Origin of the sequence: Microcoleus sp. PH2017_09_SFU_O_A (assembly GCF_020738625.1) — a bacterium.
Taxonomy (GTDB): domain Bacteria; phylum Cyanobacteriota; class Cyanobacteriia; order Cyanobacteriales; family Microcoleaceae; genus Microcoleus.
Genome location: NZ_JAEQCF010000001.1, coordinates 31,445 through 52,171, shown reverse-complemented (window position 1 = coordinate 52,171; position 20,727 = coordinate 31,445). Strand labels below are relative to the sequence as shown.

At 41.2% G+C, this 20,727-nt stretch carries 32 protein-coding genes; 15 read left to right on the top strand and 17 right to left on the bottom strand.

Features of this window, described 5'->3' with window-relative positions:
- Positions 1-193: 193 nt before the first annotated feature.
- The 7 genes from JGK16_RS00295 to JGK16_RS00265 all read left to right on the top strand — a co-directional run bounded on the left by JGK16_RS00295 (position 194) and on the right by JGK16_RS00265 (position 6,465).
- Positions 194-2,047, top strand: coding sequence for an ATP-binding protein (locus JGK16_RS00295; protein WP_293189159.1), 1,854 nt, complete (start codon positions 194-196; stop codon positions 2,045-2,047).
- Between the two features lie 153 nt (positions 2,048-2,200).
- Positions 2,201-3,571, top strand: a complete 1,371-nt coding sequence (gene dcm / locus JGK16_RS00290; RefSeq protein ID WP_293189157.1) for a DNA (cytosine-5-)-methyltransferase — start codon at positions 2,201-2,203, stop codon at positions 3,569-3,571.
- A gap of 14 nt (positions 3,572-3,585) precedes the next feature.
- On the top strand, positions 3,586-4,425 hold the full coding sequence (locus JGK16_RS00285) for a TdeIII family type II restriction endonuclease (RefSeq protein ID WP_293189155.1): 840 nt from the start codon (positions 3,586-3,588) through the stop codon (positions 4,423-4,425).
- 39 nt (positions 4,426-4,464) lie between these two features.
- Positions 4,465-4,671, top strand: a complete 207-nt coding sequence (locus JGK16_RS00280) for a type II toxin-antitoxin system HicB family antitoxin (RefSeq protein ID WP_293189153.1) — start codon at positions 4,465-4,467, stop codon at positions 4,669-4,671.
- 83 nt (positions 4,672-4,754) lie between these two features.
- Positions 4,755-5,012 (top strand): BrnA antitoxin family protein, encoded by a 258-nt coding sequence (locus JGK16_RS00275; RefSeq protein WP_293189151.1) that lies wholly within the window; start codon positions 4,755-4,757, stop codon positions 5,010-5,012.
- A gap of 149 nt (positions 5,013-5,161) precedes the next feature.
- Positions 5,162-5,737: a Uma2 family endonuclease gene (locus JGK16_RS00270; RefSeq protein WP_293176678.1), complete on the top strand. Its 576-nt coding sequence runs from the start codon at positions 5,162-5,164 to the stop codon at positions 5,735-5,737.
- A 68-nt stretch (positions 5,738-5,805) separates the two neighbouring features.
- Positions 5,806-6,465, top strand: a complete 660-nt coding sequence (locus JGK16_RS00265; RefSeq protein WP_293176680.1) for a Uma2 family endonuclease — start codon at positions 5,806-5,808, stop codon at positions 6,463-6,465.
- 191 nt (positions 6,466-6,656) lie between these two features.
- Here the strand turns inward: JGK16_RS00265 and JGK16_RS00260 are convergent, their stop codons facing one another.
- Positions 6,657-8,018 carry an ATP-binding protein gene (locus JGK16_RS00260; protein WP_293189149.1) on the bottom strand — a complete coding sequence of 454 codons (1,362 nt, stop codon included), beginning with the start codon at positions 8,016-8,018 and terminating at the stop codon, positions 6,657-6,659.
- A 230-nt stretch (positions 8,019-8,248) separates the two neighbouring features.
- On the opposite strand from JGK16_RS00260, the gene JGK16_RS00255 reads away from it, so the two are divergent.
- The gene (locus JGK16_RS00255; RefSeq protein WP_293189147.1) at positions 8,249-9,166 is read left to right on the top strand and encodes a GTPase; all 918 of its coding nucleotides are present in this window, start codon (positions 8,249-8,251) and stop codon (positions 9,164-9,166) included.
- 80 nt (positions 9,167-9,246) lie between these two features.
- Here the strand turns inward: JGK16_RS00255 and JGK16_RS00250 are convergent, their stop codons facing one another.
- The 12 genes from JGK16_RS00250 to JGK16_RS00195 all read right to left on the bottom strand — a co-directional run bounded on the left by JGK16_RS00250 (position 9,247) and on the right by JGK16_RS00195 (position 13,127).
- Positions 9,247-9,597 (bottom strand): type II toxin-antitoxin system PemK/MazF family toxin, encoded by a 351-nt coding sequence (locus JGK16_RS00250; RefSeq protein WP_190739752.1) that lies wholly within the window; start codon positions 9,595-9,597, stop codon positions 9,247-9,249.
- Positions 9,594-9,848 (bottom strand): CopG family transcriptional regulator, encoded by a 255-nt coding sequence (locus JGK16_RS00245; protein ID WP_293189144.1) that lies wholly within the window; start codon positions 9,846-9,848, stop codon positions 9,594-9,596. The genes JGK16_RS00250 and JGK16_RS00245 overlap by 4 nt, the downstream gene beginning before the upstream one ends.
- A gap of 54 nt (positions 9,849-9,902) precedes the next feature.
- The gene (locus JGK16_RS00240; protein WP_293189142.1) at positions 9,903-10,118 is read right to left on the bottom strand and encodes a hypothetical protein; all 216 of its coding nucleotides are present in this window, start codon (positions 10,116-10,118) and stop codon (positions 9,903-9,905) included.
- A 79-nt stretch (positions 10,119-10,197) separates the two neighbouring features.
- Entirely contained in the window at positions 10,198-10,404 is a 207-nt protein-coding gene (locus tag JGK16_RS00235; RefSeq protein ID WP_293176690.1) for a hypothetical protein, read from the bottom strand.
- A gap of 117 nt (positions 10,405-10,521) precedes the next feature.
- A complete protein-coding gene (locus JGK16_RS00230; protein ID WP_293189140.1) occupies positions 10,522-10,818 on the bottom strand; it encodes a type II toxin-antitoxin system RelE/ParE family toxin in 297 nt (98 codons plus the stop codon).
- Positions 10,793-11,023: a hypothetical protein gene (locus JGK16_RS00225; protein ID WP_293189138.1), complete on the bottom strand. Its 231-nt coding sequence runs from the start codon at positions 11,021-11,023 to the stop codon at positions 10,793-10,795. The genes JGK16_RS00230 and JGK16_RS00225 overlap by 26 nt, the downstream gene beginning before the upstream one ends.
- A gap of 111 nt (positions 11,024-11,134) precedes the next feature.
- Positions 11,135-11,470: a DUF5615 family PIN-like protein gene (locus JGK16_RS00220; protein WP_293189136.1), complete on the bottom strand. Its 336-nt coding sequence runs from the start codon at positions 11,468-11,470 to the stop codon at positions 11,135-11,137.
- 27 nt (positions 11,471-11,497) lie between these two features.
- Positions 11,498-11,722: a DUF433 domain-containing protein gene (locus JGK16_RS00215; RefSeq protein ID WP_293189134.1), complete on the bottom strand. Its 225-nt coding sequence runs from the start codon at positions 11,720-11,722 to the stop codon at positions 11,498-11,500.
- A 120-nt stretch (positions 11,723-11,842) separates the two neighbouring features.
- On the bottom strand, positions 11,843-12,097 hold the full coding sequence (locus JGK16_RS00210; protein WP_293189132.1) for a hypothetical protein: 255 nt from the start codon (positions 12,095-12,097) through the stop codon (positions 11,843-11,845).
- A 73-nt stretch (positions 12,098-12,170) separates the two neighbouring features.
- On the bottom strand, positions 12,171-12,401 hold the full coding sequence (locus tag JGK16_RS00205) for a hypothetical protein (protein ID WP_293189130.1): 231 nt from the start codon (positions 12,399-12,401) through the stop codon (positions 12,171-12,173).
- Between the two features lie 92 nt (positions 12,402-12,493).
- The gene (locus tag JGK16_RS00200) at positions 12,494-12,826 is read right to left on the bottom strand and encodes a hypothetical protein (RefSeq protein WP_293176700.1); all 333 of its coding nucleotides are present in this window, start codon (positions 12,824-12,826) and stop codon (positions 12,494-12,496) included.
- Between the two features lie 103 nt (positions 12,827-12,929).
- Positions 12,930-13,127: a hypothetical protein gene (locus JGK16_RS00195; protein WP_293189128.1), complete on the bottom strand. Its 198-nt coding sequence runs from the start codon at positions 13,125-13,127 to the stop codon at positions 12,930-12,932.
- 148 nt (positions 13,128-13,275) lie between these two features.
- Between JGK16_RS00195 and JGK16_RS00190 the strand changes: the two genes are divergently transcribed.
- The 3 genes from JGK16_RS00190 to JGK16_RS00180 all read left to right on the top strand — a co-directional run bounded on the left by JGK16_RS00190 (position 13,276) and on the right by JGK16_RS00180 (position 13,785).
- A complete protein-coding gene (locus JGK16_RS00190; RefSeq protein ID WP_293189126.1) occupies positions 13,276-13,410 on the top strand; it encodes a helix-turn-helix transcriptional regulator in 135 nt (44 codons plus the stop codon).
- A gap of 82 nt (positions 13,411-13,492) precedes the next feature.
- A complete protein-coding gene (locus tag JGK16_RS00185) occupies positions 13,493-13,627 on the top strand; it encodes a hypothetical protein (RefSeq protein ID WP_293189124.1) in 135 nt (44 codons plus the stop codon).
- A 20-nt stretch (positions 13,628-13,647) separates the two neighbouring features.
- Positions 13,648-13,785 carry a hypothetical protein gene (locus JGK16_RS00180; RefSeq protein ID WP_293189122.1) on the top strand — a complete coding sequence of 46 codons (138 nt, stop codon included), beginning with the start codon at positions 13,648-13,650 and terminating at the stop codon, positions 13,783-13,785.
- A gap of 30 nt (positions 13,786-13,815) precedes the next feature.
- Here JGK16_RS00180 and JGK16_RS00175 read toward each other — a convergent pair whose 3' ends face one another.
- Positions 13,816-14,373, bottom strand: coding sequence for an adenylate kinase (locus tag JGK16_RS00175; RefSeq protein ID WP_293189120.1), 558 nt, complete (start codon positions 14,371-14,373; stop codon positions 13,816-13,818).
- A 102-nt stretch (positions 14,374-14,475) separates the two neighbouring features.
- On the opposite strand from JGK16_RS00175, the gene JGK16_RS00170 reads away from it, so the two are divergent.
- On the top strand, positions 14,476-15,141 hold the full coding sequence (locus JGK16_RS00170) for a hypothetical protein (RefSeq protein ID WP_293176710.1): 666 nt from the start codon (positions 14,476-14,478) through the stop codon (positions 15,139-15,141).
- Positions 15,142-15,399: 258 nt separating this feature from the next.
- On the opposite strand, the gene JGK16_RS00165 is transcribed toward JGK16_RS00170, so the two are convergent.
- The gene (locus tag JGK16_RS00165; RefSeq protein ID WP_293176712.1) at positions 15,400-16,185 is read right to left on the bottom strand and encodes a methyltransferase domain-containing protein; all 786 of its coding nucleotides are present in this window, start codon (positions 16,183-16,185) and stop codon (positions 15,400-15,402) included.
- Positions 16,186-16,258: 73 nt separating this feature from the next.
- The gene (locus JGK16_RS00160) at positions 16,259-17,164 is read right to left on the bottom strand and encodes an undecaprenyl-diphosphate phosphatase (RefSeq protein ID WP_293176756.1); all 906 of its coding nucleotides are present in this window, start codon (positions 17,162-17,164) and stop codon (positions 16,259-16,261) included.
- Between the two features lie 478 nt (positions 17,165-17,642).
- Between JGK16_RS00160 and JGK16_RS00155 the strand changes: the two genes are divergently transcribed.
- Entirely contained in the window at positions 17,643-18,257 is a 615-nt protein-coding gene (locus JGK16_RS00155) for a thylakoid membrane photosystem I accumulation factor (RefSeq protein ID WP_293176714.1), read from the top strand.
- 195 nt (positions 18,258-18,452) lie between these two features.
- Here JGK16_RS00155 and JGK16_RS00150 read toward each other — a convergent pair whose 3' ends face one another.
- Complete coding sequence (locus tag JGK16_RS00150) at positions 18,453-18,647, bottom strand: hypothetical protein (RefSeq protein ID WP_293202686.1); 195 nt, start codon at positions 18,645-18,647, stop codon at positions 18,453-18,455.
- A gap of 3 nt (positions 18,648-18,650) precedes the next feature.
- On the opposite strand from JGK16_RS00150, the gene JGK16_RS00145 reads away from it, so the two are divergent.
- A complete protein-coding gene (locus JGK16_RS00145; protein ID WP_293176716.1) occupies positions 18,651-19,580 on the top strand; it encodes a trypsin-like serine protease in 930 nt (309 codons plus the stop codon).
- A gap of 46 nt (positions 19,581-19,626) precedes the next feature.
- On the top strand, positions 19,627-20,688 hold the full coding sequence (locus JGK16_RS00140; protein WP_293189118.1) for a mannose-1-phosphate guanylyltransferase: 1,062 nt from the start codon (positions 19,627-19,629) through the stop codon (positions 20,686-20,688).
- The last annotated feature ends 39 nt before the right edge of the window (positions 20,689-20,727 follow it).

Genomic DNA, 20,727 nt, shown 5'->3' with positions numbered 1-20,727 from the left:
ATGGGGCAGGCTTTTGGGCCTGCCCATCTTCCCAATCATAAAAGACGCACTATGATAGCGCTAATCTAACAGTCCTAAAAGTCTCATTAAGTAAAGCTTGTTGGTCTAAGACAATTAAAGAGCAGAACTTGGGTTATAATATAAGTAGGTATCTTGCCTAACTCGTAATTCTCAATTATGGCGTTAACTACATATGGCTAGAAAAAAAGCAGATAATGATAATAACGGTTACAAACAATTAGAGCTAGATTTAGTTTATGATATTGAAAAATCAAACTTGGTTGAAGTAGTACAATCTACAGATAAAACAGATACCGAATCTTACATGAAGTCCGTAGATGAATATATAAATGATACTAATACATCAGTTGTCTCGAATGAAACTGATAAAAATAAAATTTCAGAATCTGCTAATATAACAGAAACTGCTTTCAATAGATTGTCTGATGAAATTTTGGAATTAATTATACCTGAAACTTATGAGGAAACCCTACAACAAGAAGTCAATCAACAAAAAATAGCACAAAATTTAGCTCTAATGGCACGGTTTATTACGCCTGTAATTGAATTTGAAGAAAAAATAATTCAAGTAGTTAGTCAAATTAAACTATCTGGTTATCTATTATTTTTATACGGTATTTCAGGAGTAGGAAAATCAACTTTCATAAGTTCATTGGAATGGAGGAAACATATTCGTATCAAAGAAATTGTGCCTATTGATGCAAGTGATTTAACTAATGACCCAAGTTTGAAGTTGCAAAATCTACTCACTCGTCTCAAGCAGGAGTCTATTAAGTTTTTGGCGGAAAATGACAATAAAGATAAGTTGTGCATTGTTATTGATTATTTAGAAAACTTACAGGGTGAAGATAATGAGCAAGTAATAGCTTTCTTTAGAGATTTAAATGGATTACTACGTAAATACCCTATTCTGATTATTTGGCCAGTAACAGATAGGCAAGATTTAACAACTATGCAAGATTTAGCAAAAACTTTTTCTAGTACAATGTTTTATCAAAAAATACCTACTCTAGAGTTTACTGGACCACCAATAGAAGAATATCCAACTATTGCTAAGAACACAATTGCATTTTTTAACCAAGGAAAAACGTGTTATGATTTTCAATTAAACGATGATGATTTTGATGACATTATTAAGGATAAATATGAACAAAAACCCAAAGATAGAATTATTATCAGGGACTATTTAAGAGACATAAGAGATCTTTCACGAGATAGAACAAAATATACACAACAGTTGATGCAGAATGTTCCTAGACCGACAGAAGTCTGGTTTATATTCTCTTATCCTAAAGCAGAAAGCGTTGTAGCTCAATTTGCTAAACAGTCTGATAACATTAACGAAATGTGGAACGCAAATTACAGTGCGCTTTTCACTTATATTAAAGAAAATAACCAAAGAAAAGCTGATTGGAAACCTGGTCGTCTTACTTTGGCACTTAATGGCATATTAACAACAAAAATTATGTACTTACCAACAAATGCTTTAGTGAATTGCATCGCTGCCTATTCTAAAGAGGCAAAGATTCCTATTTCTAGAGAAGAGTTTATTAACCAATATAAAGTTCTTGATCATTGGTTTGGAAAAAAAGCGGCTCAAAACACTTTATCTACTACTCCTTTATACTTCCAATTATTAAGTCGTCCTATCACTGCTGGAAAACGTAAAAGTGGTACTGTAGAAAAGGGACTAGCAAATGCTAAAGACCCTTTTGAGAAAATTAATAAAGATATAGTCAATAATAAAATCAGCGATAGCCTTTTAAATAAAAGTCTATATTTAGCTCTACAAGATTTATATCAAGAATCCAATTTATCATTTAGTTGTGAGAAACCCCATCCAGACCTACCAAATATTAGACCTGATATATTAGTAAATGCTAAAAATGAGAAATATATTGCCTTAGAATTTTGTTATACCGTTAATAATACTCCTGGTTATTTAGCAGGCTACGTTTTAAACAAATTGAATACTTACATGAAGCAATTAGAACAAAGTTTTGGCTTTGAGAGTAATTTTCGATGAGTATTTCGACTACAGAAAAACGTGACTTAGATAACAGATGATAGTGATCGCCCTTGTCTTCCCAAAGTGCGATCACCCTTTATGCTATGTTATAAGTAGATACGGTAAATATGCGATAATCTTATGTCGAAGGTCAGTCATAACGAAAATAAAATGAATCCAACTATGTATGCTCAACAACTTGAATTATTTGAACTATTCAATCCAACTTCTATTAAAAATACCCGATCGCAATTAACGTTCGTAGACTTATTTGCTGGGATTGGTGGCTTTAGGATTCCTCTCGAAGAATTAGGCTGTAAATGCTTAGGCTATTCAGAAATTAATAAAAAAGCCATTCAAGTTTATCGAGATAATTTTATTAAAAATGCCAATTCAGATGAGGCATATTTAGGAGATATTACCAATCTAAATAAATTGCCTTTTGCCATAGATCTATTAGTGGGTGGTGTTCCCTGTCAACCTTGGTCTATTGCAGGTAAAATGCAAGGTTTAGACGACCCAAGAGGCAAGTTATGGACAGATGTATTTAGGGTAGTAACAGCTAATCGTCCCAAAGCTTTTATATTTGAAAATGTCAAAGGCTTGACAGAACCAAGAAATATAGAAAGCTTGAAATACATAATTGATAATTTAACATCATCTGGTTATGTTGTCAAATACGAAGTGCTAAATTCCTATGATTTTGGGCTACCCCAAGATAGAGATAGAATGTTTATAGTTGGCATTAGGAATGACATAGAAAAATGCTGGGGATTTACATTTCCTAAACCCATCGATAGCGCTATAAAGCTTTATGATGTGATACCAGGGATTCAGCGTAGCAATTTTACGAAGCAAAAATTTTCACCAACCGTTTTATTTGATGGCAAAATACCGGGTTCCAGAGGCAGATTTCAAAAGCTAGATGAATTAAACGACTTTTTCTTATTTACTGATATTAGAGATGGACATACTACCATCCATTCTTGGGATTTAATCGAAACAACTAGCAGGGAAAAATTAATTTGTCAAACGATTATGAAAAATCGGAGAAAAAATATTTATGGAGAAAAGGACGGTAATCCTTTAGAATTTAAAGTGTTAGCCAAACTAATTCCTGATTTGAAACAAACAGAAATTGACAACTTAGTTGAAAAAGAAATTTTGCGGAGTGTAGACGAGAAAGGCTATGATTTTGTGAATTCTAAAATTTCTTCAGGGATTAACGGTATTTCTAAAATTTTCTTACCTCATGCGGATGCGATCGCAACTTTAACCGCAACTGGAACTAGAGACTTTGTGGCAACAATCTCGATTGAATGTCAAGAACCCGCAGCATATAAGGAAACATTTATTAGGGAAATTTATGAAAAGAAAAACTTTCAACCTTTAACTGCACAGGATTACGCAAAATTGCAAGGATTTCCCGAATGGTTCAAAATTTCTGAAAATGAAACTACAGCCAAACATCAATTGGGTAATGCTGTATCAATTCCTGTGGTTTACCATTTAGCCAAAGCATTACTCGAAATTATTTTGTAATTGTGACTTAAAATATGGCAGCTATTAGTACAAAACAACGAGAAATAATTAAAGGATATCTTGAAGGTTTTATTCAGGGTATTGTAGATGAATATAAAGGTCGGATTATTCACAAGTCAACTACTGGAATAGAGTATCTATCGCGCAGTTCAACTAATGGAGAATTAAAACCTTTTCAAGCCGCATTAATTCCAACAGAATTAATACGAATTAATCAATTTGAGCGAGGTTTAAGTACCAGATTAGGAAACTCTCTTGAAGAATGCGCTAAGTTAATCGCCCTTGAACATCATCAGGATGCACGTCGAGGATATGATATCAGAGCGGAAGTAAGTATTGCAGCTTTTGAAGAAGCTCAACGTCAGAAAGAATACTATGAATCTATGGATAAAAAAGGACAAACTAAACCATCTTTTGAGCAGATGATAACAGCAGTGCTGAATGCTAGACGAACCGATGATTTGGCAACAAAAACTGTACGCGCTGACCTTTATATTTTTGCTAATGACGGAACAGAATACTTATTTGAAATTAAAGCTCCTAAGCCCAATAAAGGTCAATGCTTAGAAGTGATCCAGCGTCTGTTGAGGTTTCATTTACTGCGGGGTGCAAAGCGTCCGCAGTTGCAAGCTTACTATGCGATGCCTTATAATCCCTATGGTGTAACAAAAGCTGTTTATAAGTGGTCTCAGGCAAGGAATTATCTGCCTTTTGATGAAGCTGTAGTTATTGGAGATGAATTTTGGAATATTGTAGGCGGAGCTACTGCTTACGAGGAATTATTGGAAATATATTTAGAAGTGGGACGTGAGAAAAGTAAATATATGATGGATGCTTTAGCTTTCGGGTTTTAATGAGAGGGAGTTTTTAATAAAGGCGGGGGTTGAACCATAATGAAGTACGAAGTCATCATCTACTGGAGTGAGGAAGACCAGGCATTTATTGCCGAAGCACCTGAATTGCCGGGATGTGCTGCGGATGGGGAAACTTATCAAGAAGCATTGCAAAATCTAGAGATTATTATGCAGGAGTGGATAGAAACGGCTAACGCACTGGGTTATCCTATTCCTCAACCGAAAGATCGATCGATGTTTGCGTAGTTGAAATAGCATCACAGGCGATCGCCCTTTATGCTATTCTATAAGTAGATACGTTTTGTATATACAATTTCTGCCGTTTGAATATGACTATCTCGCCCAAACGACTTGAAGAATTAGAAAACATTCCAGAATCTGCGATCGATACCTCTGATATTTCTGAGTTAGATGCGAGTTTTTGGGAAACAGCTAAACTGGTAAAACCGCTAACAAAACAAGCTATTTCTTTAAGAGTCGATAGCGATGTATTAGATTGGTTTAAAAGTCAAGGAAAAGGTTATCAATCTCTGATGAATGCTGTGCTGCGCTCTTATGTTGAACACCACGTAAAAAGCAGTGAATAAATGTGGATTATCCTCTGGATCATGCTGTATCAATTCCTGTGGTTTACCATTTAGCAAAAGCATTACTTACGAAGCACGATCGTCCTCACAACTCACTCAATATGCTACGATCGCCAATATAGGTCGTTTAGCCACGATAAAATACCGCTATGACTACCCTCACCCTCAACCTAAACCCCATTATCAAGCTGACAGACGAGCAGTTTTTTCAACTCTGTCAGGAGAATGAAAATATTAGATTGGAACGCACGGCTAAGGGAGAATTAATTATCATGTCACCAGCAGGAGGAGAAACTGGAAGCAGCAATGCAGGATTAACGGCACAGATTTGGATTTGGAATCAGCAAAAAAAACTGGGTAAAGTGTTTGACTCTTCAACAGGTTTTAAACTTCCTAATAATGCAAATAGAGCGCCTGACGCTTCTTGGGTAAAATTAGAACGCTGGGATGCTTTGACTCCCGAACAACAAAAGAAATTCCCCCCAATTTGTCCTGATTTCGTCGTCGAGTTAATGTCTCCCAGTGATAGTTTGAAAGAAACTCAGGATAAGATGAAAGAGTATCGAGATAATGGTGCTGTTTTAGGTTGGTTAATTAATCGCAAGTCTCGACAAGTAGAAATTTATCGTCCGAATCAAGAAGTTGAAGTGTTAGAATCTCCAGTCACTGTATCAGGTGAAGATGTTCTCCCCGGATTTGTGCTGAATCTTGAGTCGATTTGGTAAAGTGCGATCGCACCTGTCCAATGTTCAATAGAGTAAAATAGAGTTAAAGTTCTCGTGGAGTATTGGCAATGGTTCAAACCCTGACGTACAGTAAAGAAGAGCTTGCAGGTTCTCACCTCGTTTTACATGATATCAGTTGGGAAACCTACGAACACTTGTTAGAAATATTTGCGGAACGTTCAACGCCGCGCATGACTTACTATCAGGGAACTTTAGAACTCATGGTACCTTTACCAGAACATGAGAGGTATAGCTGGACTCTCGGGCGGCTAATTGTAGCACTTTCTGAGGAAATTGGGATTGAAATTATCGGATTAAAATCATCTACTTGGCGTTCGGAACCGAAAAAAGCTGGCAACGAAGCTGATGAATGTTTTTATATCCAAAATGAAGCTTTAATGCGGGGAAAGTTAACTATCGATCTCAAAAATGACCCGCCGCCAGACTTAGTTGTGGAAATGGATTTGACTAGCTCATCTATTAATAAAATGGCGGTTTATGCGGAACTTAAAGTGCCGGAAGTTTGGATTTGGAAGAAAGGAAAACTAATAATTAACATTTTAACTGATACGGGTTATGCCGAGTCGGAAACGAGTTTGGCATTTGCCTCGTTTCCTGTCAAAGAACTCGCACAGTTTATGAATTTAGACTCAGAAAAGGGAGAGAATGCGAGAATTAGAGAGTTTAGAGAGTGGGTACGATCGCGCTTACAGAATCAGCTACCCTAGGGAAACGGTAGTGCCACCTCCGGCGCGAGCACGGATACGAACACGGCATAATACCCGGCGGTTGAAACCGCGTCTATACAGACAAAACCCGCCTCCGCGGGTTGAAGAAGACCGGGCAGTTGAAATTATCTTATTTTCTTCAGTCCGCGGAGGCGGACTTCGTTTGTGTAGACGCGGTTTCAACCGCCGTTTCATCTTTGCACATACTGTTTCATCACGGGATTCAAACTAAACAAAGTTATCTTTTCATCTTCTATTGCATCCAATAAAAACCGATTTCCCAGAGATCGCACTGCATTGACTATTTCTGACGGGGAAAATGGTATTTTGTTGAAAAATTGCGACACACCAACGGGTTCAGGTTGATTAGCCAGGTGAATCATCACTGCCAACTCTGCCGGAGTCAAACGCCCAAAAGGTTGAGATAATTGAAATTGCAGCGATTCATCTAAAATCGGCATTTCGCACTGCAAAAACTCCGCAACTCTCCCCCCAAATAACTCTCGAATCAGGGTTGCAGTCAACTCCAACCACAGAGGATTGCCTTGATAAATATCAATCAAAGTTTCCCATGTTTCCTCATCGGATAACTTTTGGGAGTTCAAAATCTCTTTAGCTGCTACTCCTAAACTTCCCAATACAAAACATCGCACGGGACGATTATCTTTTGATAATCTGGCAATTTCTCTGGGTTTTTCCCAACTATTCAATATCAAACAACTTTGATGACAAACTTCGGCAATAAGTTTAAAAAATAACTGATAATCTTCATATCCAGTTTTATATTGTCCCGCGAGTTGTCCGCTGCTAAAAAGCATCTGTACGTCATCGAGGACAATCAGACATCGATATTTTCGCAGGTAATCGAGGAGTTGGGAAATTTTGGTTTCGATGTTTTGGGGAATTTCGGATGGTTGGGAAAAGATTTGCAGCAGGTTGGTGAGGGTTGCGTCTAGGGTTGGGGAAAAGCGGAGGCTGCGATAGATGACGTAATCGAATTGGGTTTTGATGCGATCGATTAGGCTTAGGGAGAGGGTTGTTTTGCCGATTCCGCTGATTCCGAGGAGTGCAATGAGGCGTGTGCGATCGCGCGTTATCCTGTTTTCGAGGGTGGAGAGTTCAGAAGTGCGATCGAAAAAGGTGAATATTTCCGGTGCGTCGCCTAAGTCTATGTGGAGTTGTTTAGGAGTTTGTGGGGAGTTTTGGGAATTTGTTGGACTTCTCGCCCTTTCTTGGCAAATATTGACGTTATTAATTTCTACAAAATTCTTGCCTATAGGTGATGAAATATTGTAAATTTTACCACTATCTAATATTGCTCGAAAATTTCTTTTAGTAATATCTTCTCCGAATCCCTCTGAGAGTATTTTCCATAATTCCGAACCAATATCTCTGGTATGACCTTCGCTGGAATGAGTCTCTTCAGCAATTTGTGGGTATGTCCGACCTTGGAATGTCCCTTCAAGGATAGCTTTTTGCAGATAGTCTATATGTTCTCCCGTCTTGGCGAAGATTAGTTCGTCGGCGAGTTTTAAGACTTCTGCGATTTCCATAGGTCAGTCGTGTGCTGCGATTTGTCGTATTATATCCGATCTTTCCGACATTTCCGACAAGATTCCGATATTTCCGACAAGATTCCGACATTTGCGATCGGGCTGTCTTGGGAAAGTCCCGACATTTCCGACTGACGGCTTAGCAGAAAATATACCTTGATGACTGTATCGTCTGCTGTACAAACGGGCGATCGGTAAATTATTGCAATAAATTTAAAAAGTAAAGTAATATGGATGACCAAAAAGCAGCACAATTCATTGAATTTCTTGAAAGAAAGGTGCAAGCACTTAGGGGACAACGGCTAGTATTTTTTGTTATTGGTCGTGCAGGTTGGGGTAAATCTAGCACGGTAAACTCATTAGTAGGTCAAGATGTATGTGAAGTTAGCGATCATGAGACAACAACAACAGATATTACTGGGTTTAATTTTGAAATGAATGGTGTTAAAGCAATAATATTTGATACTCCTGGTCTTTGCGATGGTAGTGGAAACGATCGTATATACATAGAGAAGATACGTTCCGAAATCAAAGAGCCTGATTCTATGTTATATGTAAACAGGCTCGACGAAACTCGAATCACAGACAATGATAAGCGAGGAATCAAAATTATTTCAGAAGCATTGGGTATAGAATCATGGAAACACGCTGTTATAGTTTTCACTTTTGCTGATAAGCTTAGTGCTTCAGAGTATCAAAAAAAATTAACTAAGAGAACACAAAGTGTTCGACAAGCAATAGCCGAATGCATAAAAGATACGGATATAGCATATCAGATTCCAGCAGTTGCAATAGTTAATAAGAATGACACAACACCTGATGGTAAAAGTGACAGAACACCAGACGGTAAGGAATGGCTTGGAGAATTTTTTACAGTAGTAGCGGAGCGTGTATCTATGAAAGGTATGATTGCTTTACTAAGTTTTTTGACTCCGAGTATAACAAAGCGAACCCGTTTTAACAAGGCACAAAAAGCTATTATTAGAAGAAAATTTGTTGAGGCAGTTTTGCAGTCAATGGGAACAGCGGCGGGATTTGGAGCTGCTGTGGCCGGACTTTTAAACGCTCCAATAATAATAGGTTTTTCAGGAGCTGGAATAGTAGGAACTCTGATAGGAGCCTGGTTATCTAGGTATGATGATGAGTAAACCGATCGCCCTTATCTTCCCCAAGCGCGATCGCCCTTATTTCCCCAAAGTACGATCGCCCTTATCTTCCTCAAATGCAATTAAACTTGACCAGGCAAATCCAACGCAATTAATAAAGCTTGATTCAGCAGAAGTATTGCTTCATCACTAAGCATTCCTCGTAAACTCAATAAACGAGATTTAGATAATACCCGTACTTGATCTGCCATAGCGATAGAATCGTTGGTTAATCCACCGTCGGGAGCTTTAATTAATACCTGAGTGGGATAAACTCGTTTACCAGTTTGATAAGTAGTGCAGGGAATAGCCAAAACTACAGGGCTATATGTATTGATTGTAGCTCGACTAACGATGATCACAGGACGGGTTCCTCCTTGTTCAGAACCCTCAACAGGTTCAAGTCTAGCATCATAGACTTCTCCCCGGTTCATACAGGAGATTCTCCCAATTGCAACGCTTCCCAACTCGCTACGGCAAACTCAGCCTCCATCTGTAGCACTTGAGCTTGATACTCTGGATCTTGTGCCATTTCAATCAGTGCTGCATCAATTTCTGATCGTTTACTCTGAGTTTGGGTTGTTACCCGATCGCGCATCAATGCTGATAATACTTCTAAAAGTTGCTGTTGCTCGTCAGGAGTGAGACTTTGAGCCTGACTCAGAACCTCGCTATAAGTAGACATAGGCTTTATGTTGAGATTTTTTGGCTGATTGTTATTATAGCACCGAATAGCTCATTACGCCTTCATGCCGAGTTTTTGATGAACTTCCACAGGTTCAAGACTGTTTTCTCCTGATTGTTTACGCTTCATTGACTCTAACAATTTCAGCTTAACTTCTTCCTTAACTTCTAAACCTGCATCAGCATCGCCCAAATATTCTTCTAAACACTGTTCAACGGTATGTCGAATCAAGTCCCGCAGTTGCTCAACTGTCATATCTTTGACTTGCATCTTAATCTCCTAGTCTGTGGGATTATCAATAAATAATAGCAACTTTAGTACAGTTGTCTCTGTAACTGAGCTATCCATTTCATGAATTTCGTTCCCGATCGACATATTCTTGAGCATCAATCCCATGCCAAATTTCCTTACCCAAACCTGATAATTCTAAAATACTGCGCTTGGGTGATAGAATCACCCGTTGACGAATATGTGTAAACAATTCAGAGATGAGTCGCATTTGCTCATCTGGTGCAAGTTTGAGAACCTGATTCAGTACCGTGCTGTAAGTAGACATAGACTCTGCATTAAGATTTTTGGGCTGATTGTCATTATAGCAATTTAGGATCGAGGGGACTGCGCGCGATCGCAGCTATCCCGTAGGAAATCGCCCTTATCTTCCCTGCATTGCGCCCTAATACACTTCACGACGATGAGCAATAACAGTCACAACCACCCGCTTTTGCTCCTCATCAATGTCATAAACAACCCGATAATCTCCAACGCGATAGCGATAGTATCCAGCTAAGTCGCCTTTGAGTTGCTTAATATTTGGATGACTGCGAGGGTCAGTTTTCAACATTTCAAAACATCGATCTAGCTTGCGTTGTAAAGAAGCTGATGCTTCTTCAAAAAACTCCTGAGCATCAAAGCTAAGAACCACTGAATAAAAATTCAGATTTTCATCAGTATTTTCGTTTGAGTTGCTCAACGGTCGTCACCTTACCTGCTGCTACATCCTTTTGGGCTTTATTAAATGCTTCTATAAAACCGGGAATTTTCAATAATTCTATCGTAGCTTCATTGCTTTCACGTTCTGCTAAATAAGCTAAAAAATCAGCCACAACGAGCAGCCGTTCAGGAGATAAGCTATCTATCGATTGCTTAAGGTTCTGGCGAAGTTCTTGAGTTTTCATAGTTCATAGCTGTTGAAAATTATTAGAGCTACCTGTTTAATTATACCAGATAGTCTGAAATTCACCAAAGTTAGATCGCCCTTTTATTCCAAGACCAAACTAATTAACTCCCTATCTCAGAGGTTTTCTGAACCGATGTCCATCAGGTTCTACAACGACAAATGACCCTTTTAGTTCTACTTCAGAGTAATTTTCTATAACTCCTGCTAGTTCCTTGTGAACTTCATTCACCATTTTAGGTAAGACTCGAAGGTAAATTACACCTGTTCCGATCGCCCTCACAAAAACAAGAATTCCGTAATCTCTGTCTCGCGTAACCAGGATGCGATTTTCTGTTTGGGCTACTCTCAGTATTTCTTCATCACTTGCTTGCGCTAGACCCATTTGAGCGACCACAATTACATCATGTCCTGCATCAATCAAAAACTTTGTGGTGACAGCGTACACATCTTAGTCTATCAGAAATTTCATAATTTAAGCTAATGCCAAATGCACATCTTCCGCCGCCACCAGTGCGATCGCATAACGCAAACACGCCCGAATATCATCCATTTCCAAATCTGGATAGTAATCTTGGATAATTTCTCCAAAAGAAAGCCCTTCATTTAGTAATTCGAGAACGCTCTGTACAGTAATGCGCGTACCCACTATGCAAGGCTTACCGAAGTGAATTTGAGGGTTGACGGAGATTCTGTCCATTTTGACCACGCAGCTCTATGTCTCTTCTATTTTAAGTCATCAAGTAGGCGATCGCAACTTGTCTCTTTTCACCAGCGAGCCGATCGCCATTTTTTCCCAAAAGTGCGATATTATTCATCCCTACCAGGGAAGTGGACGATCTTGACGCAACTCTCGCTGCCATTCCATCGGATCGCTAATATCAGCAAAGACATTACTTGCTGCTATTATTTCCAATATTTCAACTATTCTCTGACGGGGAAACTCAGCACTTAAAGTCGATCGCTCTTCTTGCAAAGTAACGTAAACTTTGACAGGCTCATCGCCCTGTTTTGGAACCTCATTAGCCCATTCTAAAAGGTTTCCCTTCAATATAGCCTCAAATATTCGCTGCATAGCTAATATCAACTATTCTTTATTTTTATTATTATAGCTCTTGATGACTGCCTCGCCCCTTTTCTTTCCTCTCTTACTCATCCCATTCTGCTCTAAGTTGCAACTGGAATTCCAAAGCATCCACACGATACGGCAAAAAACCGCGCCATCTCTTTAAATTTTTCCTGGACAATCTTTCACTGCTACCCTGAATATGGGTTGTTAGGCGATCGCGCATCAATGCTGACAATACTTCTAAAAGCTGCTGTTGCTCGTCAGGAGTGAGACTTTGAGCCTGACTCAGTACCTCGCTATAAGTAGACATAGGCTTTATGTTGATATTTTTGGGCTGATTGTCATTATAGCAATTTAGGATCGAAGGAAGTGCGATCGCCTTTATCTTTCCAAAGTGCGATATTATTCATCCCTACCAGGAAGTGGACGATCTTGACGCAACTCTCGCTGCCATTCCACCGGATCGCTAATATCCTCAAAGACATTACTTGCTGCAATTTTTTCTACCAACAGCTTCAATTTGAGTTCTTGGGAGGATATCCCCCGATCGCGACCAGCTTTATAATCTTGCCAAGCAGCTTCACTCTCTGCTATTTCTTCTGCTGAAATCACTTCATCATCTTCTGCAACTTCTTCTCGTAACTGAATCATTTTTTTCAAGTCTTCTAATAACCGCAGTTGGTCTGCAAGCGTGAGGCTTTTAACTTGATTCAGTACCTTGCTATAAGTAAACATAGACTTGGTTGTAAGAGTTTTTGCTTGCTCTCTATTATATCTCAATTTACAATTCTGGGAAATGCGATCGCCCTTTTATTCCCAAAGTGCGATCGCTCTTATACTATCTTGCACAATTTGTTGGCTGCTGCGAATTCACCTCAAAGGCGATCGCAAACTCCACTTGCGGCAGCAATCTTTTGATAATCCGCAAGTGTTCCTCGCCGTCGTTTCGGCGGCGAAAACGCGCCACAGTCAGGCGTTGCAGGTTGGGCAGGTGACGGTAAATCACCCACGGGTAAAGTTGTTGTTTGTAGTTCATCCTAGTTCTGCCATAGATTGCGGGCAAAATGAGACACTAGAAAGGCAGGGCTGATTTCCCGTACTCTGCCCTTTTGCTGTCTATATAGACATAGTGTCTGGACAAAATTGTCTTGTCAAGCGGTCTAGACACAATGTCAGATTTTGTAATGACAAAGCGAAGACAACCTCAAGAAGAAGCTGGCGAATCACTGCTTAAAAAACTGAGAGATGAGTTAGGAATGTCCCAAGAAGAATTTGCTCGGCAAATTGGGACATCGGTACGGACTGTGAGTCGCTCTTAAGCCGGAGATAACGTGCCGACATTCACAATTGCCCAAATGAAAGCTTTGGCAAATTTTTTGCGATCGCGTGGGTTAACTCTTGATGACTTGCCCGATCGCTTTGGCCCGCCTGAGTGAGGAGGTGAGAAAAATAGGATACGATCGCCCTCGATTTGCCTTCGATCGAACGAAAGAGGAGTATTTTCGCAGAGCGATCGCCCTTGATACTATATTATAAATAGATGGGAATATTGAGCCATGAATAACGTCAATTATGCTGGAATGAGCGATCGCAAATTAAAGCGATACATTCTCACCTACAGAGACGATCGCAAAGCTTTCTATGCCTATGTAGTGACTTTCAAAGCACAAACTATCGAGGAAGTTCGCCAATAATTTCCAAGTTCGATCGACGATGATAGAATTTTAGTCCGCTTGTGAGGCTGCTGCACCATTTTCAAAGTTAAACTCATTTTCAATTGATTCAAAAAATTGCGAAATCTGCTCAGTCGATGTGATGTGATAAACATTTTTGGTACTTCGTGCCCGATCGATATATTCGCGATATTTTGGGTTCAAATATTTGTCGCACAACCAAAGCACGCGGTAACTGGTAAGCGAACTCTTTAATATTGGGGTGTTTTCCGGCCAGCCTGCGGGTGGTTTAAAGTAACCCGACATCAGTCTTTTAGTCACCCACCAGAAATGCACGTATAGCGGTAGATCGATAAAAACCAGGGTATCCGCCTCATCAAGTCGCAGCCAGAGGGTTTCTATGCAACCAAACCCGTCAATAACCCATCTGTCAGTCTGCAAAATTTCTTGATGGGCGCGCTTAAAATCTTCCTTTGGAACCTCAGCGCCGCCCGATCGATATTGAATCTTGTCTAAGATGTGAAGGGGCAATCCAGTGATGTCCGATAATCTCTTGCTGAGAGTGGATTTACCGCCTCCGGTGTTGCCAAATACTGCTACTTTTTGCATAGCTACTCCTGCGCCCGAGTTCAAGTTTAATTTTAGCCGATCGACTTTGCGAACAAGTCCAGAGCGCGATCGACTTGGAGAGCCCGCTGCATTCTACAATAATTGAAAATTGAAAATGGTATAATTCCCCGGGCTCCGGCTGCTAGCTGCGAGGTGCGTAATCACCAACACGCCCAGCAATGCAATCCATCCTACCAACAGATCGTATTTATCAGGAGCAACGCGATCGACAATCGGGCCTATACAAAAAGCAACAAAGATTGCATCTTATCTCCGATCGAATGTCTTGCTGCTAACATTAAATCATTGATTTTTCCAGGGATTACTGCGATGGCTAAGTCTAAAACTTACATTGGCAAATTAAAACCTCGATATTCCTTCATGCTGAACCCGTATAGCGATATCCGGTTGAGCAAATGCCCGAAGTGTGAAAAACTGACACATCTGCGGAAATTTGCTTTGTTTATCTGGATTGAGGGCCTGGGCCCACTCATACAGGGAAAAACCTGTCGCTACTGCTCTAAATGCGAGTTAATTATGGCGCATCAAGATGAATTGGAGGCAGAATTGATATTAGGCTTGCAGAAAATCGCACCGCAGGCGATCGGCAATGACTATTTTGTTGTCGGAACCTTCGATAAAAAGGTGTGGCAGGGTGGACTCAAAAATGAAGAGAATTATTTGAACTCGGAAATGTTCAACTATTTGGCTGATTTCAAAACAATGCTGGATTTGGAGGTTGAACCGGGAGGTTGGTATCTAGAGTAGGTATTCGATTTGGGGAGTTGCTGGTGCGATCGTAGGGAATCGTCTCTTATAATTAAAGACTTAGCATTTTATTTTTGAGCAGGTACGTTGTTGCGCTTGGGCGCTCTTTTTGGGATATTGGAAAGAGCGCTAAAGCGCAACAACGTACCTGGACTTAATAGTTGTAGCAGCGAGAGTTATTACTGGCGACGCACATTATATTTAGAAAATCAATGGGGTAGGCACGCACCATCCACTACCCCTACAAATTGATTTAAATCATTTAGGATTGCTATATAACTTTGCTTTTTCGCCAACGATCGCAGCGATGGGAACCGCATAATGAATTGCATCGCCTCGAAAATGTACGCCAATCCCCAGACTGTCAACACCAATATCTTCTCTAAAAAGTTGTCGCAGCTTATCGTCATCGCCGGGGTTGGGGAAAGAAGCAGCTAACTGCTGTTCTAGCTCCAATTCTACCTTATAAAATGCTAATTTGACATTTTGCAGATTCGCATCTGCGACTAATTTCGGCAACTCTTCCAGAGTCAAGGCGCGAGTATGAGATGGATCGCGCAGCTTCTCAATATAGTTGTAAGCATCAACTTTTTCCGGTGGCATTGCCACATCAGCAATCAAAATGCGATCGCCCGCGCGACACACCCGAACCATCTCCGACAGCACAACATCGGGCTGCAAGAAGTGATGGAAAGCGTAACGACTCAGCACAATGGAAAAACTATCATCGGGAAACGGTAGCGTTTCGATATCGCCTTGCAGCCACGAGAGATTAGTCAAGTTTTTTTGCTCTGCCAAAATCTGGGCTTGTTCTAGCATTGCCGGTGTTAAATCGATGCCCGTAACGCGATTGGAAACTGCCGCAAAAGCACAAGCCACAATACCCGGGCCGCAAGCCACATCTAGAACTGTATCCTTGTCAGATATGCTTGCCATCTTCATCAGTAAATCGAGAGATTCTTGATTTGTGTGGCCGTACAAGTTAGAGAATGGTACAGCTTGACGGGTGAACTGGTCGATGATGGATTCGTGATATGCGGTCATAGTTAAATTCTGTCATTTTTTCTGACTAGCGGGTATAGTAGGAGTGACTTTTGCCACTCCTACAAAATTTATCTTATCCTTGTGGATTTTGTAATACACCACCTGCGAGAGCAGTTAAAATCGCCACGCCAAAGGCCAGCCGGTACCACACAAACACCCACGTATTCTGAGTTTGCAGGAACTTCATCAGCCAGGCGATCGAAATATAGGAAAAAATAAAAGCTGAAATTGTTCCGACTATCAAAGCTACAACTCCAGCGTCGCTGGCGCCTTCACCCAAAGCACTTTTCAATTCGACTAAACCAGCCAGAGTAATTGCCGGAATTCCTAACAAGAAAGAAAATCGGGCGGCGGCGGCTCTTTGCAATCCGAGGAACAATCCTGCTGTTAGGGTAGAACCCGATCGCGAAACACCAGGAATTATTGCCATTGCTTGAGCTAATCCCATTAAAATACCATCTTTGATATCTAATTTTTCGTAATCCCGTTCGCGCTTGCCAGTTTTTTCGGCGATCGCTAACAGCAGCGACATCACGATCGAAGCAATCGCGATCGCTCCCAAACTCCGCAGCGGTGATTTATCAAAATCTGGCACCAATATCTTGATTAACAATCCAAAAAATATAATTGGTATAGTTCCCAAACCAATCCCCAGCGCCATCCGAAACTCTTGGGATTCGTAGTCTGAGCGCCTAATAGCTTTAAATCCACCAATAGCTATATTTGTTAAGTCTTTCCAAAAATACCACAGCACTGCCACAATGCTGCCTAATTGAATGACAGCAGTATAAGCAACACCCGGATCGGCCCAGCCGAGGGCTAAAGGCACGACTTTTAAATGAGCGCTGCTGCTAATTGGCAAAAATTCCGTTAATCCTTGGACAATGCCTAAAACAATAGCCTGTAAGATATTAATTTGAGCTGGCCCGGAAGCCTCAGCAACGGGCGTTTGCGCGAATAAGTGAAGCAAAGCAATCATCATTTGTTGTCAGTTCCTAGTTGTCAGTTTCTATCTGTCAGTCACCAGCGATCGGTTGATATCAAATCCCGTGGATTGTACGGGATATCTGTAGGAACGCGGCAGTACCAAAGGAGTGTCAACTTAAGACTCAAACGTAGTCAGAGATTGCTGTTTGACTATAAAACTCAGATCCCCCCTAGCCCCCCTTCTTAAGGGGGGGACAAGAAATTACTCAAAGTCCCCCTTTTTAAGGGGGATTTAGGGGGATCTAGACTCGACTAAAAGCGAGATTTATCAAGGGTTTTAGTCTTAAGTTGAAACCAATGGGCAGTACCGTATCCCTACCCATAGTGTTGTCGATCGCCAATAAAAGCAGATTAAAATAGTTTGTCAAAAACCAATTTAACCTACTCAACTGTAAATACAGGCATTTGCTGATAAACTTAATAATGTTTTGCACGCTTTTTCGCCACTTTACAGCAACTGCCAACCACCTATGATATTTTCTGATTCCCAAAAATTAATTTTGATTGCAGCTTCAGGCAAACGCTGGCTGCGGCGAATCGTGTCTGCTAGTCTTTTAACTGTGGCGATCGCACTTAGCTTGATACTGCTCACCGGTCAGCCGCCCGCCTTCGCAACACTCACGGACGATCGCTTCGACGGCACCATCTTCGCTCTCTACGCCGGCAACGGTTCCCTCGTTCCTCCTAAAGTCAAGCTCACAGATTCTTTCAACCGCAAAAAACCCGCATTGTTAGTTTTTTACACTGACGACAGTAGCGACTCCAAGCAATACGCGATCGTTGTCTCAAACCTCCAGGAATTTTACGGCCGCGAAGCAGATTTTATGCCGATAAGCATTGACTCTTTGCCTTCGCAACCGTCACCAAAAATAACCGAACCCGGTCATTATTACGAAGGTTTCGTACCTCAAACTGTCATCCTCGACCAATCGGGAAAAGTAGTTTTTAATGAAAAAGGACAAATACCTTTTGAGAAGGTAGATGATGCCTTTCGGAAAGTATTCGACTTGCTTCCTAGAGAAAAATCGCTCCCGCTCAAGCGCCGTGTCGTGAACGAACTTAACATCGAATTGTCCAATAAATAGCTAAGGATCGCGAATTAAATAAGTTACAATTTTTATTGTTATTGTGGGATGGGCGTCCCGCCCGTCCAAAAAGAGCGGGCGGGACACCCCACAAACTTGTGTAAGTTATTTAATTCTCATTCCTAATAGCTAATCGCCTATTCAGGACTTACGCAATTTTATATAGGACGAACGGGTAGCCAGAAACCCGGTTTTTCACCAAAATATATCGTTGCAGGGCTGAATTCTGCCAAAAACCCGGTTTCTCGACTCTGACGAACGGGTAGCCAGAAACCGGGTTTTTTCACCAAAATTATTGGTTACAGCCCGTAATTCTGCCAAAAACCCGGTTTCTTGAGTCGGAGTGCGATCGCAAACTATCCTAATTTTTTCACGAATTATCAACAGCATCAAATGAAGCAAATTATAAAAATATTATTAATGACAGTTTTGACTGTACTTTTAGTTTTAGAAGCAGCCGAAGCAGGGCGATCGATAATTAGTGCTTTTGGCGATAGCAGTTCCCGCAAACCCCTAGCTTTAGAGCGATATACAGGTGTCGCCTACCTCGAACCGGTGCAGTGTACGGGTTCGGTGTTAACCGGAGGATTGTACGTACTCACGGCCGCCCACTGCCTCAATGAAGGCGGGGTCAAGGTTCCTGCTGGAACTGCTGTAACGGCAACTTTTAAATTGCCCAGCGGTCAAGTTACTATCCCTGTTAGCAACTATTATATCCATCCGGGATGGACTGGTTACGAATCAGAAGTCGGAAACGATATTGCTATTTTAAAGCTTAAAAAAACCGCACCGCGTACTGTGGAACAGTACGAAATTAACAGGAATAAAAATGAAATTGGCAAGGTGTTTACAAAAATTGGCTATGGATATATCGGCCTGGGTAATAAAGGACAAAATGAGAATTCTAATTCTGAGGCGAAACGATATGGAGGTCAAAACCGCTACGATGCACTAGGCGAAATATTCAAAAGTTCTACTGAATCTGATATGTCTGAATTAGTCTTGGGGAGTCAGTTAATTTTTGATTTTGATGACGGAACCGCCGAACACGATAGTTTGGGGAGGCATTTTCCTAAATTAGCCGATCGCGGTTTGGGGAAAAATGAAATAGCTACGGCTAGCGGAGATTCGGGCGGGCCTTCGTTTGTGGACGGGAAAATTGCGGGGATTAGTTCTTGGGGTTATAGCGATCGCGGATTTTTCAAAACAAATATCGGCGATATTGATAAAATTGACGATAATGGCAGTTTTGGCGAAATTTCCGGCGACACGCGGGTATCATTTTATGCTAATTGGATTGACAAAGTGACAGGTGGAAGATAGAAGGTAGAATTTAAAATATAGACATCAATTGTTTAAACTTTAAACCATGAGTAGAACCTTAATTCCTGTGATTCTGGCCGGCGGTAAAGGCGAACGTTTTTGGCCGCTGAGTCGCAAGCAGCGCCCCAAACAGTTTCTCAGTCTCGACGGTAGCGGCAAGAGTTTGCTGCAAGCTACAGCCGATCGACTATTAACATTAGGTAACGGCTGGGAAGATTTGTGGGTAGTAACATCGGAAATGCTGGCCGACGGAGTGCGGGAACAATTGCCGCTGCTACCTCCTGAGAATTTGCTGGCGGAACCGGAAGGCCGGGATACTGCGCCGGCGGTGGCTTGGAGTGCGATCGAAATTGCGAAACGTTACGGTGAGGATGCGGTTGTCGGGTTTTTCCCGGCGGATCACTGGATTGGGGAACCGGAGGAGTTTGTCAAGACTTTGGAGGCGGCGGCTGAATTGGCGACAAAGGAAAGTGCGATCGCCACTTTGGGAGTCAAGCCGAGTTATGCTTCTACTGGTTACGGCTACATCGAACAAGGCGAGGAAATTGGCAATTTTGGCGGTTTTCGGGCCTATCGCGTCGCTAGGTTTACGGAAAAGCCCGATCGCACCACCGCCGAGGAATTTGTAGCCAGCGGCAAGTTTAGTTGGAATGGCGGAATCTTTGTATTTAAAGTTGGCACTGTCTTGACAGAATTGCGAAATCATGTGCCGGAAATGATGGCAGCTTTGGAAGCAAAAGGCGCTGCTGCTTACTCGGAATTGCCGAAAATTAGCATCGATTACGCGCTGATGGAGAAGACGCAAAAAGCCTGTGTATTACCTGTAGGCTTTAGTTGGGACGATTTGGGTGACTGGAATGCGATCGCCCGTTTGTTGCAAGGAGACAAGCCGAATGTCGAGTTAGCAAAACACATCGGAATTGATACCAAAGACGCTATTTTCTATGCAGCGGATGAGAATGAAGTCATCGTCACCATCGGTTTAGAAGATGTCGTCGTTGTCAGAGATGGTAATGTGACTTTGATTGTGAAAAAAGACAGGACGCAGGAGATAAAACAGGTGATTAAAGTATTGGGAGAAGATGAGAAATTGAAAGATTTACTGTAACTAATTCCGTAGGGACACGGCACTGCCGTGTCCTTACTC

Bases quoted from the DNA above. Each gene is read 5' to 3' on its own strand.
- JGK16_RS00295 (WP_293189159.1), top strand. From the start codon at position 194: ATGGCTAGAAAAAAAGCAGATAATGATAATAACGGTTACAAACAATTA.
- dcm (WP_293189157.1), top strand. From the start codon at position 2,201: ATGAATCCAACTATGTATGCTCAACAACTTGAATTATTTGAACTATTC.
- JGK16_RS00285 (WP_293189155.1), top strand. From the start codon at position 3,586: ATGGCAGCTATTAGTACAAAACAACGAGAAATAATTAAAGGATATCTT.
- JGK16_RS00280 (WP_293189153.1), top strand. From the start codon at position 4,465: ATGAAGTACGAAGTCATCATCTACTGGAGTGAGGAAGACCAGGCATTT.
- JGK16_RS00275 (WP_293189151.1), top strand. From the start codon at position 4,755: ATGACTATCTCGCCCAAACGACTTGAAGAATTAGAAAACATTCCAGAA.
- JGK16_RS00270 (WP_293176678.1), top strand. From the start codon at position 5,162: ATGACTACCCTCACCCTCAACCTAAACCCCATTATCAAGCTGACAGAC.
- JGK16_RS00265 (WP_293176680.1), top strand. From the start codon at position 5,806: ATGGTTCAAACCCTGACGTACAGTAAAGAAGAGCTTGCAGGTTCTCAC.
- JGK16_RS00260 (WP_293189149.1), bottom strand. From the start codon at position 8,018: ATGGAAATCGCAGAAGTCTTAAAACTCGCCGACGAACTAATCTTCGCC.
- JGK16_RS00255 (WP_293189147.1), top strand. From the start codon at position 8,249: ATGGATGACCAAAAAGCAGCACAATTCATTGAATTTCTTGAAAGAAAG.
- JGK16_RS00250 (WP_190739752.1), bottom strand. From the start codon at position 9,597: ATGAACCGGGGAGAAGTCTATGATGCTAGACTTGAACCTGTTGAGGGT.
- JGK16_RS00245 (WP_293189144.1), bottom strand. From the start codon at position 9,848: ATGTCTACTTATAGCGAGGTTCTGAGTCAGGCTCAAAGTCTCACTCCT.
- JGK16_RS00240 (WP_293189142.1), bottom strand. From the start codon at position 10,118: ATGCAAGTCAAAGATATGACAGTTGAGCAACTGCGGGACTTGATTCGA.
- JGK16_RS00235 (WP_293176690.1), bottom strand. From the start codon at position 10,404: ATGTCTACTTACAGCACGGTACTGAATCAGGTTCTCAAACTTGCACCA.
- JGK16_RS00225 (WP_293189138.1), bottom strand. From the start codon at position 11,023: ATGAAAACTCAAGAACTTCGCCAGAACCTTAAGCAATCGATAGATAGC.
- JGK16_RS00215 (WP_293189134.1), bottom strand. From the start codon at position 11,722: ATGGACAGAATCTCCGTCAACCCTCAAATTCACTTCGGTAAGCCTTGC.
- JGK16_RS00210 (WP_293189132.1), bottom strand. From the start codon at position 12,097: ATGCAGCGAATATTTGAGGCTATATTGAAGGGAAACCTTTTAGAATGG.
- JGK16_RS00205 (WP_293189130.1), bottom strand. From the start codon at position 12,401: ATGTCTACTTATAGCGAGGTACTGAGTCAGGCTCAAAGTCTCACTCCT.
- JGK16_RS00200 (WP_293176700.1), bottom strand. From the start codon at position 12,826: ATGTTTACTTATAGCAAGGTACTGAATCAAGTTAAAAGCCTCACGCTT.
- JGK16_RS00195 (WP_293189128.1), bottom strand. From the start codon at position 13,127: ATGAACTACAAACAACAACTTTACCCGTGGGTGATTTACCGTCACCTG.
- JGK16_RS00190 (WP_293189126.1), top strand. From the start codon at position 13,276: ATGACAAAGCGAAGACAACCTCAAGAAGAAGCTGGCGAATCACTGCTT.
- JGK16_RS00185 (WP_293189124.1), top strand. From the start codon at position 13,493: ATGACTTGCCCGATCGCTTTGGCCCGCCTGAGTGAGGAGGTGAGAAAA.
- JGK16_RS00180 (WP_293189122.1), top strand. From the start codon at position 13,648: ATGAATAACGTCAATTATGCTGGAATGAGCGATCGCAAATTAAAGCGA.
- JGK16_RS00175 (WP_293189120.1), bottom strand. From the start codon at position 14,373: ATGCAAAAAGTAGCAGTATTTGGCAACACCGGAGGCGGTAAATCCACT.
- JGK16_RS00165 (WP_293176712.1), bottom strand. From the start codon at position 16,185: ATGACCGCATATCACGAATCCATCATCGACCAGTTCACCCGTCAAGCT.
- JGK16_RS00160 (WP_293176756.1), bottom strand. From the start codon at position 17,164: ATGATTGCTTTGCTTCACTTATTCGCGCAAACGCCCGTTGCTGAGGCT.
- JGK16_RS00155 (WP_293176714.1), top strand. From the start codon at position 17,643: ATGATATTTTCTGATTCCCAAAAATTAATTTTGATTGCAGCTTCAGGC.
- JGK16_RS00150 (WP_293202686.1), bottom strand. From the start codon at position 18,647: ATGCTGTTGATAATTCGTGAAAAAATTAGGATAGTTTGCGATCGCACT.
- JGK16_RS00145 (WP_293176716.1), top strand. From the start codon at position 18,651: ATGAAGCAAATTATAAAAATATTATTAATGACAGTTTTGACTGTACTT.
- JGK16_RS00140 (WP_293189118.1), top strand. From the start codon at position 19,627: ATGAGTAGAACCTTAATTCCTGTGATTCTGGCCGGCGGTAAAGGCGAA.